This is a genomic window from Paraburkholderia sp. SG-MS1, assembly GCF_012275575.1.
Classification (GTDB): domain Bacteria; phylum Pseudomonadota; class Gammaproteobacteria; order Burkholderiales; family Burkholderiaceae; genus Paraburkholderia.
The window spans coordinates 1-10,548 of record NZ_NPIH01000020.1; the positions used below are offsets into that span (position 1 = coordinate 1).

10 protein-coding genes are annotated in these 10,548 nt (G+C 64.3%); 5 read left to right on the top strand and 5 right to left on the bottom strand.

Going from position 1 to position 10,548, the window contains the following annotated elements:
- Positions 1 to 175: 175 nt before the first annotated feature.
- Positions 176 to 499 (bottom strand): ferredoxin FdxA, encoded by a 324-nt coding sequence (gene fdxA, locus CIC12_RS01625; RefSeq protein WP_020069367.1) that lies wholly within the window; start codon positions 497 to 499, stop codon positions 176 to 178.
- 291 nt (positions 500 to 790) lie between these two features.
- Here fdxA and pncB point away from each other — a divergent pair, with 291 nt between their 5' ends.
- From pncB to CIC12_RS01650, 5 genes are all read left to right on the top strand, one after another.
- The gene (gene pncB, locus CIC12_RS01630) at positions 791 to 1,987 is read left to right on the top strand and encodes a nicotinate phosphoribosyltransferase (protein ID WP_168661544.1); all 1,197 of its coding nucleotides are present in this window, start codon (positions 791 to 793) and stop codon (positions 1,985 to 1,987) included.
- 163 nt (positions 1,988 to 2,150) lie between these two features.
- The gene (locus tag CIC12_RS01635; RefSeq protein WP_168661546.1) at positions 2,151 to 2,813 is read left to right on the top strand and encodes a LutC/YkgG family protein; all 663 of its coding nucleotides are present in this window, start codon (positions 2,151 to 2,153) and stop codon (positions 2,811 to 2,813) included.
- A 62-nt stretch (positions 2,814 to 2,875) separates the two neighbouring features.
- A complete protein-coding gene (locus tag CIC12_RS01640; protein WP_168661548.1) occupies positions 2,876 to 4,306 on the top strand; it encodes a sodium:proton antiporter in 1,431 nt (476 codons plus the stop codon).
- Between the two features lie 54 nt (positions 4,307 to 4,360).
- Entirely contained in the window at positions 4,361 to 5,350 is a 990-nt protein-coding gene (locus CIC12_RS01645; RefSeq protein WP_168661550.1) for a 2-hydroxyacid dehydrogenase, read from the top strand.
- Positions 5,347 to 6,795: a DNA recombination protein RmuC gene (locus tag CIC12_RS01650; RefSeq protein WP_168661552.1), complete on the top strand. Its 1,449-nt coding sequence runs from the start codon at positions 5,347 to 5,349 to the stop codon at positions 6,793 to 6,795. The genes CIC12_RS01645 and CIC12_RS01650 overlap by 4 nt, the downstream gene beginning before the upstream one ends.
- A 155-nt stretch (positions 6,796 to 6,950) precedes the next feature.
- Here CIC12_RS01650 and CIC12_RS01655 read toward each other — a convergent pair whose 3' ends face one another.
- The 4 genes from CIC12_RS01655 to moaA form a co-directional block, all read right to left on the bottom strand.
- Positions 6,951 to 7,226 (bottom strand): hypothetical protein, encoded by a 276-nt coding sequence (locus tag CIC12_RS01655; RefSeq protein ID WP_074764961.1) that lies wholly within the window; start codon positions 7,224 to 7,226, stop codon positions 6,951 to 6,953.
- 82 nt (positions 7,227 to 7,308) lie between these two features.
- Complete coding sequence (moeA, locus tag CIC12_RS01660; RefSeq protein ID WP_168661554.1) at positions 7,309 to 8,610, bottom strand: molybdopterin molybdotransferase MoeA; 1,302 nt, start codon at positions 8,608 to 8,610, stop codon at positions 7,309 to 7,311.
- A gap of 61 nt (positions 8,611 to 8,671) precedes the next feature.
- On the bottom strand, positions 8,672 to 9,298 hold the full coding sequence (mobA, locus tag CIC12_RS01665; RefSeq protein WP_168661556.1) for a molybdenum cofactor guanylyltransferase MobA: 627 nt from the start codon (positions 9,296 to 9,298) through the stop codon (positions 8,672 to 8,674).
- Between the two features lie 11 nt (positions 9,299 to 9,309).
- Positions 9,310 to 10,419, bottom strand: a complete 1,110-nt coding sequence (moaA, locus tag CIC12_RS01670; RefSeq protein WP_168661558.1) for a GTP 3',8-cyclase MoaA — start codon at positions 10,417 to 10,419, stop codon at positions 9,310 to 9,312.
- Positions 10,420 to 10,548: the final 129 nt, after the last annotated feature.

The following is a 10,548-nucleotide window of genomic DNA, read 5'->3' on the forward strand; positions in this document are numbered from 1 at the left end:
TCGAACCAGGGACCTACGGATTAACAGTCCGGCGCTCTACCGACTGAGCTATCGAGGAACAGAACAACAACAGCAGAGAAGCGAAATTTTAGAGGCAGCTTTAGCGACTGTCAATACCCTGCGTTCATCTCGATTCAATTTCGAATCGGGCGGGGCGCGTGACAGGCCGCGGCGCTCAGCGTGCGAGCAGCGCGAGCTTTTCCTTCACATCCTTGAACTCGTCGGCTTCCGGCAACGGCGCCTTGGTCTTGGTGATGCTCGGCCAGTTCTTCGCGAGATCGGCGTTCAGCTCGATGAAATTCTGCTGGTCACCCGGCACATCTTCTTCGGCATAAATGGCGTTCACCGGGCATTCGGCGACGCACACGGCGCAGTCGATGCATTCATCGGGGTCGATCGCGAGGAAGTTGGGACCTTCGCGAAAGCAGTCCACCGGGCACACATCGACGCAGTCGGTATAGCGGCACTTGATGCAGCTTTCGGTCACAACGTGAGTCATTCAGGCAGCTCCTGCATGCGGAATCAGGGGAGGCGCAAGCGCCAAAAGCGTTATTGTAACGTAACGTCAAGAGGCACATACAGCATCGGGCAATGCCTTTTATATGTTTTCGTGATTAGTTTATGGCGCCCGCCAGGGGCGTTTCTTCGGGTCCGTGATGCAAGCGTTCGCCGGCGCGCTGAATTCGGGCGCATTCGGGTAACATGCGTCCAGTCGACGCGCACAGGCGTGTCCTACGCGCATGGCTTGAGTCCGGCCTTTCGTTTTTCCCGCGGTCCAGTTCGCACCATCATGATTATTACTTCGCTGCTCGATACCGATCTGTACAAGTTCACGATGATGCAAGTGGTGTTGCATCATTTTCCCGCCGCGAATGTGGAGTACCGTTTCCGCTGCCGTACGCCGAATGTCGATCTCGTGCCGTATATCGGCGAGATTCGCGACGAAGTGCGCAAGCTCTGCGACCTGCGTTTCACCGAAGACGAACTCGACTACCTGCGGCGCATGCGCTTCATCAAGGGCGACTTCATCGAGTTTCTCGCGCTGTTTCATCTGAACGAGAAGTACATTTCGATCGAGCCGTCGCCAAAGGGCAATGGCGAGATCGACATCGAGATCAAAGGGCCGTGGCTGCATACGATCCTGTTCGAGATTCCGATGCTCGCGATCGTCAACGAGGTCTATTTTCGCAATACCCAGCAAAAGCCCGATTACAGCGAGGGGCGCGGCCGTCTGGTCGAAAAGATCCAGTTGCTGGGCGCGCGCCCCGAATTTGCCGACTGCAAGATCGCCGACTACGGCACGCGCCGCCGCTTCTCGAAGCAATGGCACGAGGAGGTGATCCTCACGCTGAAAGACGGTCTCGGCGAGCAGTTCGCCGGCACCAGCAACGTCTTCTATGCGATGAAGCACAGCCTCACGCCGCTCGGCACGATGGCGCATGAATATCTGCAGGCGTGCCAGGCGCTCGGCCCCCGGTTGCGCGACTCGCAGACCTTCGGCTTCGAGATGTGGGCGAAGGAATATCGCGGCGACCTCGGTATTGCGCTGTCCGACGTGTACGGCATGCAGGCCTTCCTGCGCGACTTCGACATGTACTTCTGCAAGCTGTTCGACGGCGCGCGCCACGATTCCGGCGATCCGTTCGACTGGGGCGAGCGCCTGCTCAAGCACTACGAGGCGAACCGCTGCGACCCGCGCACCAAGATTCTCGTGTTCTCCGACGCGCTCGACATCCCGAAGGTGCTGCAACTGTACGAGCGCTTTCGCGGCCGCTGCAAACTGGCGTTCGGCGTCGGCACCAATCTGACCAACGACCTCGGCTACAACCCGTTGCAGATCGTGATCAAGATGGTTCGCTGCAATGGCCAGCCGGTGGCCAAGCTGTCGGACTCGCCGGGCAAGAACATGTGCGAGGACAAGGCTTATCTCGCGTATCTGCGCCAGGTATTCGGCATCGCGCAACCCGAAGAAGAGGCAGCGAAGTAACGCGCTTCATACCTCGTGCGGGTTCATGCGCCCGTTGACTGGTGACTACTTTGGACGCGTGCGAGCTGGCTGGCAATATGCCGTTCGGCCAGGGTGTTCGCGTGGAGGGTGGCCGGTATAATCCTCGTCACTTCGCACGGCTGTCGACACGAGGACTTCGCACATGGACACTTCGATTGCCCGCCGCAACATCCTGGCGCGCATCCGCGCCGCGCAAGGGCGCGAGCCCGAGCCGTCCGCTGCCGAGCGCGAGGCGGCGGCAGATTATGTGACGCGCCATCCGGCCGGCCCGCGTCCGGAGATGCCTGCCGATCTGAGCGCGCGTTTCATCGAAGAAGCGCAGAAGCTGTCGACCACGGTCGACACCGTTCAGACGCTCGCCGAGGTGCCGGCCGCGGCGCATCGCTACCTCACCGGGCACGCGTTGCCGTTGCAGGCGATCGCCTGGCAAACCCTGCAAGATCTCAATTGGGCCGAAGCCGGCCTCAGCGTCGAATTCCGCAAGCCGCGCGGCAGCGACGTCGTCGGTCTCACCGGCTGCTTCTGCGCGACCGCCGAGACCGGCACGCTGGTGCTGCTGTCCGGCCCGCAAACCTACGCATCGGCCGGCTTGCTGCCGGAAACGCACATCGCCATCGTGCCGGCATCGCGCATCGTTGCGGGTCACGAAGACGCGTTCGGGCTGATCCGCAAGGAGCGCGGCGAACTGCCCCGCGCCGTCAATTTTGTCTCCGGTCCATCGCGCACCGGCGACATCGAGCAAACCATCGTGCTGGGCGCGCATGGCCCTTACCGGGTGCATGTGATCGTCGTGCAGGATGCGTGAACGGCCCGCGCGGCGACGTCTCGCAGCGCACACGGCCACCGCATTGCAAGGATTTCAACGATATGAAAGGGTATGGCATGAGCGCGAGCGCGTGGGTTGCCGCCGCGCTGACGCTGGGCGGATGGTCTCAATCGGCGTCTGCTGCGACGCTCGATGGCGCGACCCTGTCGGCGCTGTGGAGCCTGCCGTTCGCGGGCGTGCTGCTGTCGATCGCTGTATTTCCGCTGATCGCGCCGGCGTTCTGGCATCACCATTTCGGCAAGATCGCGGCAGCATGGTCGCTCGTGTTCCTCGTGCCGTTCGCACTCACCTTCGGCATGAACGTTGCCTTCGGCAAGCTGATGCACGCGTTGCTCGACGAGTACATCCCGTTCATCGTTCTGCTAACCGCGCTTTATACCGTCGCGGGGGGTATCTGCGTGCGCGGCAATCTACACGGCACGCCGCGCCTGAACACGGCGATTCTCGCGCTCGGTACCTTGCTGGCGAGCGTGATGGGTACGACCGGCGCGGCCATGTTGCTGATCCGTCCTTTGCTGCGCGCCAACGACAATCGCCAGCATGTGGTCCATGTGGTGGTGTTCTTCATTTTTCTCGTGGCGAACGTGGGCGGCTCGCTGTCGCCGTTGGGCGACCCGCCGCTCTTTCTCGGCTTCCTCGAAGGCGTCCGCTTCTTCTGGACCACCCAGCATCTCGCGCTGCCGATGCTGTTCGTCAGCGTCGTGCTGCTGACCGGCTTTTACGCGCTCGACTCGTACTACTTTCACCGGCGTGAAGAGACGCGCTCACGCTTTCTGGATCCGACGCCCGAGGGCGCGCCGCGTGGCATCGACGGCAAGATCAATTTCGCGCTGCTCGCCGCGGTGATCGCGCTGGTTCTGATGAGCGGGTTGTGGCGACCGCAGGTCACGTTCGACCTGTTCGGAACGCAGGTCGCGTTGCAGAACGCGGTGCGCGACGTTGCGCTGATCGGCGTGACGTTGCTGTCGCTCGCGTTGACGCCTCACGCGGCGCGCGCGGGCAACGATTTCAACTGGGCGCCGATCGAAGAGGTGGCCAAGCTGTTCGCCGGCATCTTCGTGACCATCGCGCCGGTCATCACGATGCTGCGCGCGGGCGAGGCTGGGGCGTTCGCGGGCCTCGTCCATCTGGTCAACGATTCCGCAGGCCAGCCGCGCGACATGATGTACTTCTGGACGACCGGCCTGTTATCTTCGTTTCTCGACAACGCACCCACTTATCTCGTGTTCTTCAACCTGGCGGGCGGCGATGCGCAGATGCTGATGACGAGCGGCGCGACTACGCTCGCCGCGATCTCGGCCGGCTCGGTGTTCATGGGCGCGATCACGTATATCGGCAATGCGCCGAACTTTATGGTGAAAGCGATCGCGCAATCGCGCGGCGTTCGCATGCCGAGTTTCTTCGCCTATCTGGGCTGGTCGGGTGCCGTGCTGTTGCCGCTGTTCGCCGTCACCGGCTGGTTGTTTTTCTGATGCTGATTTCGACGCCGAGGCATTCCCGCTCGACGCGCCATACGGAGAATTGCAATGCAGAAGATCCTCGTCGCCCGTTCGATCTTTCCCGATGTGATCGAACGACTGAAACAGTATTTCGACGTCGACTGGAACCAGGGTGACGTATTGCCCGCCGACGAACTGAAACGCCGTCTCGCGGATAAGGACGGTGCGCTGACCGCGGGCGAGCCGATCGACGCCGGCGTTCTGGCGGCGGCACCGCGCCTGCGCGTGGTGTCGAACATGGCGGTGGGCTACAACAACTTCGACATGGCCGCGTTCAATGCGGCGAACGTGCTCGGCACCAACACGCCGGACGTGCTGAACGAGTCGACCGCCGACTTCGGCTGGGCGCTGATGATGGCCGCTGCACGCCGTATTGCCGAATCGGAGCACTGGCTGCGCGCAGGCAAATGGCAGAAGTGGAGCTACGACGGTTTTCTCGGCAGCGATCTGTACGGTTCGACGCTCGGCGTGATCGGCATGGGCCGGATCGGCCAGGCGCTCGCACGGCGCGCGAAGGGCTTCAACATGCAGGTGATCTATCACAATCGTTCGCGCGTGACGCCGGAGATCGAGGCAGAACTGAATGCCGAATATGCATCGAAGCAGGATCTGCTGCGGCGTGCCGATCATGTCGTGCTGGTCGTGCCGTACTCGAAAGAAAGCCATCACACGATCGGTGCGGCCGAACTCGCGCTGATGAAACCTACCGCGACGCTCACCAACATCGCGCGCGGCGGCATCGTCGACGACGCGGCGCTGGTCGAGGCGCTGCGCTCGAAGCAGATCGCCGCGGCCGGTCTGGACGTGTACGAAGGCGAGCCGCATCTGAATCCGGATCTGTTGAGCGTGCCGAATGTCGTGCTGACGCCGCACATCGCCAGCGCGACCGAAGCCACGCGGCGTGCGATGGCGAGTCTCGCCGCCGACAATCTGATCGCGGGGCTGGGCGTTGGGCCGCGTGCAGGCCAGCCACCGAATCCGATCAATCCGGACGTGATCGGTAAGGCGCGTTCATGATGATGATTCTGGTGGCGGCCGTCGCGGTGCTGGCGGTCGTCCTGGTCATTGCGCTGGCGTTGTTGATGCGCGCTCATGGCCGCGCGGACGACAGTGAGCAGTTCGAGCTGCTCAACGAACGCATCGACGTGGCGACCGACACGCAGGCGCATGCCTACGAGCGCCTCGAGAGGCAATTGCGCAACGACATCACCGAGACCGCACGGGTGTCACGCACCGAGCAGAGCAGTGGGTTCGCACATTTTCAACAGACGCTCGCCGCGCAGTTCAGCAGCATGACCACGGTGCAAGGCGGCAAGATTGACGCCTTCGCGCAGCAACTCGACGCCGTACGCCACAGTTTGCAGGCGCAGGCCCAACAGGCGCGCGACGAACAGGGCCGCTCGCTCAAGCAGTTCGGCGACACGCTGAGTTTGCAACTGGGACAACTGACCGAGGCGAATGACCGGCGCTTCGCAGAAGTCCGCGCGACCATCGAGCAGCGGCTCAAGGATATCGAGGCCAACAACTCGGCCAAGCTCGAAGAAATGCGCCGCACCGTTGACGAAAAACTGCACGCGACGCTCGAACAGCGTCTGGGCGAATCGTTCAAGCTGGTCTCCGACCGGCTCGAACAGGTGCATCGCGGTTTGGGCGAGATGCAGACGCTGGCCGCCGGCGTCGGCGATCTGAAGAAGGTGCTCACCAACGTCAAGACGCGTGGCACGTGGGGTGAAGTGCAGCTGGAAGCGCTGCTCGAACAGCTGCTCACCGCCGACCAGTACGCGAAGAACGTCGCGACGGTGCCGAAGAGCGCGGACCGCGTCGAGTTCGCGATCCGCTTGCCGGGACGCACGGAGCAGGGCGGTGCGGCCACGCCCGTGTGGCTGCCGGTCGACGCCAAGTTTCCGCGCGAAGACTACGAGCGTTTGATCGAAGCGCAGGAGCGTGCCGATCCGGTCGCCGTGGAAGAGGCATCACGCGCGCTCGAAGCGCGAATCCGCGCGGAGGCGCGCACGATCGCGGAGAAGTACGTGTCGCCGCCGCACACCACGGACTTCGCACTGCTGTTCCTGCCGACCGAAGGCCTGTACGCGGAAGTGCTGCGCCGGCCCGGACTCACGGACTCGCTGCAACGCGATTATCGCGTGACGATCGCGGGGCCGACCACGCTGACGGCGCTGCTCAACAGTTTGCAGATGGGCTTTCGCACGCTCGCCATCGAAAGGCGTTCGAGCGAGGTCTGGCAGGTGCTCGGCGCGGTGAAAACGGAGTTCGGCAAATTCGGCGACGTGCTGGCCAGGACCAAAGCGCAGCTGGAGACCGTCACGCGTTCTATCGAGGCGGCGGAAACGCGCACCCGCATGATGAACCGCAAGCTGCGCGACGTCGAGGCACTACCGGGCGACGAGGCGACGGGTTTGCTCGGCGATGCGTTGTCGGGCGTCGAGCCCGACGAGCACTAGGGTGGCGCGGGTTTGGCGGGTCATATGGAGCGCGAGCCGATCAAGGCGGTCCACAGGTGCGCGTCAAGCGTGCGCGTCGAATTCCGCCAGCCCGCACGTCAGCGCGAAGATGGCGCGCGTGTCCGTGGGCGTGGCGGTGCGGGTCGTCGCAGACATCACGCCTCTTCGGGCGCGTCGGTCAGATGAATTTCAATGCCGCCGAAACGCGATGCAACCCAGTTGTACGCGTGGCACGCAATCCACAACAGCACGAAACCCAGGATCGCATTCAGCAGCAAGGCGCTGAACACCGTGCTCAACTCCACCGAACCGTAGCGGATGAACGCAACCAGCACGCCGAGCAGCACGATCGGCACCGAGAACGTCAGGTACACGAGGATGAGTGCTTTGGCCGTCTGTCCAGGCGCAATGAACGAGATCTGTTTTTTCATGTAAGTCAAACCCGCGTGTTTTTGGTGGTAATGGGTAAAGCAAAGCTGCAAAGTGGCCGCTGGCCGCGCCGGGTCCCAAGCGTCAGATGAGACCGTCGAACAGCATGATGGCGACGCGTTCTCCCTCGGCAATCGCATCTTCGTCGTGACCGAGGACGATAAAGCAATTGGCCTCGCTCATCGAGCTCAGCACGCCCGAGCTTTGCGAGCCGGTCGGCGTGACGTGCCACTGTCCGTGCGCGTCCTGTTCGGCGACACCGCGCTGGAATTCGGTGCGGCCAGCGCGTTTGCGAATCGCCTGGCGGCTCGCGGCGTGGATCGTCGGCAGCGGGTGCGGCGTCGCGCCGGACATCAGCAGCAGCACTTCGCGCACGATCTGATAGAACGCCACCATCACGGCGACCGGATTGCCGGGCAAACCGAAGAATAGCGCAGGCAGCCCGACGCCCGGCCGCTCGCCGGACCAGATGCGGCCGAACGCGAGTGGACGGCCCGGGCGCATCGCCAGGCTCCAGAAAGCGACGTCGCCGAAAGTTCGCAGCAGTTGTTGGGTGAAATCGGCCTCGCCGACCGATACGCCGCCCGACGTCAACACCACGTCGGCGCTCGCCGCGGCGCTGCGCAATGCGGCTTCGAGCGCGGCGGGTTCGTCACGCACCACGCCGAGGTCGAGCGAATCGACGTTCAAGCGCCGCAGCATCGCAAACAGCGTGTAGCGATTGCTGTCGTAGACGGCGCCCGGGTCGAGCGGTTCGCCGAGCGAGCGCAATTCGTCGCCGGTCGAGAAGAACGCGACGCGCAAGCGCCGCCGCACATTCACTTCACCGATGCCGAGCGACGCCAGCAAACCGAGGTCCGACGCGCGCAGGATGCGACCGGCGCGCAGCGCGGCATGGCCACGCGCGAGATCTTCGCCGGCGAGGCGCCGGTTGGCGCCGGGGGCCACGGCGTCGGCGGCGAAGCGGATCGATCCGCCATCCGCGCTGCGCTCGACCAGCTCCTGCGGCACGACGGTGTCGCAGTCCTCGGGCATGCAGGCGCCCGTCATCACGCGCACGCACTGATTCGCGTGGACGCGGCTCGCGAACGGATGCCCGGCCAGCGCCTTACCGGCAATCGTCAACTCGATGCTGGATGCGTCGGTTGCGAGCGCCGCTCGCTGGAAGGCATAGCCGTCCATCGCAGAATTGTCGTGCGAGGGCACGTCGATCGGCGACACGATGTCGGCCGCGAGCACGCGGTCGAGCGCGTCGCGCAACGCCACGCGTTCGACAGCCGCAACCGGCACGGCCCACTCGCGAACAATCGCCTGAGCGGCCGAAACGGGGAGCGCGTGAGGATCGTACTGCGCGACGCAGCGGGAAAATTCGTTAAGCGTGGTCATGAAGAGCTGGGCGTCGCGACCGGAGACGGGCGCGGCAGTTGCCGTGCGGCCGGGGCGGATCTCAACCGGGGCCTCGATCGCGTTCGAGGTCGGCGAGTTCTTGTAACGAGTTGGCATTGTAAAACGCGCGCTCGTCGGTAAAGACGACTTCCACCGTCGTGTGGCGTGCGTACCACGCGCGAACTTTGCGCTCGCCGGCGTCGAGGAACATCGCCAGGTCGTCTGCGAGACTCGTGCGCAGCAGCGCGAACACGGGGTGAAGGGACGCGTCGCCGTGGGCGTCGAGGGTCGTGACGGTGGCGATGTCCGCTTGCTGGGCGTCCAGCGCTTGCGCGAGGTGCGCGGCGAGGTCGGTGGGCAGCCACGGCGAGTCGCAGGGCGCGCTCAGCAAACAGGCGGTGCCGGCAGCGCGCATGCCGGCGAGCAAACCCGCCAGCGGGCCCGGAAAGCCGGGCAGCGTATCAGCGACGACTGTCGCGCCAAACGGCGTACCCAATGCCGCGTACGTGTCGGGATGACGATTGGCGCTGATCAGCAGCGCGCCGGTTTGCGGTGCGAGGCGCTTCAGTACATGCACGGCGAGCGGCTCGCCGTGCAGCGTTTGCAGTCCCTTGTCGACGCCGCCCATGCGCATGCCTCGGCCGCCCGCGAGCAGCAGGCCAGTGATCTGTTCGCGCGAGGGTTGCATGCCGCGGCCGCTCAGCCGCCGATGTACGACATTTCGACGCGGCGGCTCGTCTGCTCGCCCGACTCGGCCGGCTGGCTGCCGCGCAGCTGGGAGTAGCGGTCGCTGCGGCCTTGCCAGATTTCGGCGACGGCGGTCGCAATGTCGGCGTCGCTCGCGCCACCGCGCAACAACGCGCGCAGGTCATGGCCCGACGACGCGAACAGGCACAGGTACAGCTTGCCTTCGGTCGACAGCCGGGCGCGTGTGCAACTGCCGCAAAATGCCCGCGTGACGCTCGAAATCACGCCGATCTCGCCGCTGCCGTCCACGTAGCCCCAGCGCTGCGCGGTCTCGGCGGCGCTGTGAGCTTCGAGCGGGACGAGCGGAAACTGTTCGGCGATGCGCGTCACGACATCGGCGGACGGCAGCACTTCGGTCATATTCCAGCCGTTCGAGGTGCCGACGTCCATGTATTCGATGAAACGCAGTACCGCGCCCGAGCCTTTGAAATGACGCGCCATCGGCACGATTTCGCCGTCGTTGGTGCCGCGCTTGACGACCATGTTGACCTTGACCGGCGCAAGTCCAACCGCATGTGCCGCGGCGATCCCGTCCAGCACGTCGGCCACCGCGAAGTCGGCGTCGTTCATGCGGCGAAACAGCGTGTCGTCGAGCGCGTCCAGACTGACGGTCACGCGGGTCAGCCCCGCGTCCTTGAGACCGCGTGCCTTGCGCTCCAGCAGCGAGCCGTTGGTGGTCAGCGTCAGATCGATAGGGCGGCCCGCCGGCGTCGTCAATTGCGCGAGCCGTTCGATCAGGAATTCCAGATTCTTGCGCAATAGCGGCTCGCCGCCGGTCAGGCGGATCTTCTCGACGCCATGTGCGACGAACAGCCGCGCGAGCCGTTCGATTTCCTCGAAACTCAGCAACGCGCTATGCGGCAGGAACGCATAGTCTTTGTCGAACACCGCGCGCGGCATGCAGTAGACGCAGCGAAAGTTGCAGCGATCCGTGACCGAAATGCGCAGGTCGCGCAGCGGGCGCGACAGCGTGTCGTGCAGTACGCCTCGGGGCGTTTGCACCGGGCCGGCGATGACCGGCGCCGCGCTGAGATCGGCTACTGGGATGATGCGTCGGGACATGGCGTGCTTCGTCTGGGTGCTTGAGAGGACCTCTGAATATTGAATTCTATCGGAAATGCGCCGGACGACATCCGGACTCCGGGCCGTCTCGGGGTATACGGGGAGCCGTCGATCGAGCCGTTTGCGGCG

Excerpts from the sequence above, each read along its gene's own strand:
- CIC12_RS01645 (WP_168661550.1), top strand. The coding sequence starts at position 4,361 with ATGCAGAAGATCCTCGTCGCCCGTTCGATCTTTCCCGATGTGATCGAA.
- CIC12_RS01635 (WP_168661546.1), top strand. The coding sequence starts at position 2,151 with ATGGACACTTCGATTGCCCGCCGCAACATCCTGGCGCGCATCCGCGCC.
- mobA (WP_168661556.1), bottom strand. The coding sequence starts at position 9,298 with ATGCAACCCTCGCGCGAACAGATCACTGGCCTGCTGCTCGCGGGCGGC.
- fdxA (WP_020069367.1), bottom strand. The coding sequence starts at position 499 with ATGACTCACGTTGTGACCGAAAGCTGCATCAAGTGCCGCTATACCGAC.
- CIC12_RS01640 (WP_168661548.1), top strand. The coding sequence starts at position 2,876 with ATGAAAGGGTATGGCATGAGCGCGAGCGCGTGGGTTGCCGCCGCGCTG.
- moeA (WP_168661554.1), bottom strand. The coding sequence starts at position 8,610 with ATGACCACGCTTAACGAATTTTCCCGCTGCGTCGCGCAGTACGATCCT.
- moaA (WP_168661558.1), bottom strand. The coding sequence starts at position 10,419 with ATGTCCCGACGCATCATCCCAGTAGCCGATCTCAGCGCGGCGCCGGTC.
- CIC12_RS01650 (WP_168661552.1), top strand. The coding sequence starts at position 5,347 with ATGATGATGATTCTGGTGGCGGCCGTCGCGGTGCTGGCGGTCGTCCTG.
- CIC12_RS01655 (WP_074764961.1), bottom strand. The coding sequence starts at position 7,226 with ATGAAAAAACAGATCTCGTTCATTGCGCCTGGACAGACGGCCAAAGCA.
- pncB (WP_168661544.1), top strand. The coding sequence starts at position 791 with ATGATTATTACTTCGCTGCTCGATACCGATCTGTACAAGTTCACGATG.